At 64.9% G+C, this 1171-nt stretch carries 2 pseudogenes; one reads left to right on the top strand and one right to left on the bottom strand.

What is annotated here, in order from left to right:
* Positions 1-460: pseudogene (locus tag AC5RWX_RS33600) on the bottom strand (hypothetical protein); the annotation flags it as partial.
* Positions 461-966: 506 nt separating this feature from the next.
* Between AC5RWX_RS33600 and AC5RWX_RS33595 the strand changes: the two are divergent.
* Positions 967-1171, top strand: a pseudogene (locus AC5RWX_RS33595) (UDP-N-acetylmuramate--L-alanine ligase); the annotation flags it as partial.

The raw sequence follows: 1171 nt of genomic DNA, 5'->3' as shown, positions 1-1171 counted from the left end.
TGCTGTGACCGCCCAGGTCCAGGTCTACGACGGCGTCCACGACCGCGCCGGTCCCGCCGGTGGTGCCGTCGGTGCTGTGACCGCCCAGGTCCAGGTCAACGACCGCGTCCACGACGGTCCGGACATCACTCGGGGTTCCTTCCCAGCTTCCCAGGACGTTGCCGAGACCCAGCGCAGCGTCAGCGGCGACGGTTGCATCGGCGATGCCCCCGTCGGTAACGCCAATATTTCCAAGATGAAGGTCAACCATGGCTGCCGCTGCGAGATCGGTGGTGTTGCCCTGGCCGGTCCCGGCCAGGGTTCCGGTGCCAAGTGCGACGTCCGCTGAAGCGGTGAATGCGGACTCGGGAAGATCGGGCTCGCTGGTGGTTTCCGAGGCGTTTGCCGCGGTGCAGCCTAAGGCCAGCAGGCCGCCGGCAAAGAGGGTGCCAAGCAGCCCTCTGCGAAAGTTGGAACTCATGATTTGTGTCTCCTGACAAATAGTTGAGGTGAGGGCGCTGATTAGCTGCCCGTAAGCCCGTATGCCGCCGACGAATGGCAGCAGGGGACTCAACTAGTCAGGAGAAGAACCGGGGTCAAATGACACTGGCGCAGGAGCGTGCTCTGAGAGCTCACCGGCACGGGAAGAACCGGCCAGGGGAAGATGAAGGTCAAAGGGGTTCAGCCAGGCTGCTGAACCGGAACCACCTGCAGCTGAGGACGCGCCACTGCCTGTACCGGAAACGCCGGGAGCTGCCGGGACCGGGCCGGGAGGAGGTGCAGGATCAACCGCGCCGGGCGATTCACCCGTCATCGAAAGCGACACGCTGCCCGAGAAGGCGGAACTGGCCGTTGGGCCGCTGCCGCCCGGTCGTGTACCCGAAGATTGAAAAAGGGCTTCAGTCGCTGAGGCACCCAGAGATGATACTTCTGCGGCGAAGACAGATGCCGGCCCGGTACCCAGCGCCGTGTCCGAAGTCTCTGCCGTTGATCCGGTGTCCGTCGCTGTACGCTCTGCGGGAGCAGAACCGGGGCCTAGGGGAAGCCCTCCGTCATCCCCGACTTGGCCGGGAAGGGCAGGCACCAGTATGGGCGTTTGCCCAGGCGCTGCAGTTGGCCGATTCGGCCGCCATCCTGGATATCTATCCCGCGCGCGAGGATCCCATCCCGGGCGTCACCAGCGAACTGATCA

This window comes from Arthrobacter sp. SPT-J7 (assembly GCF_059089965.1).
This window is presented reverse-complemented; position numbering and strand designations above follow the sequence as displayed.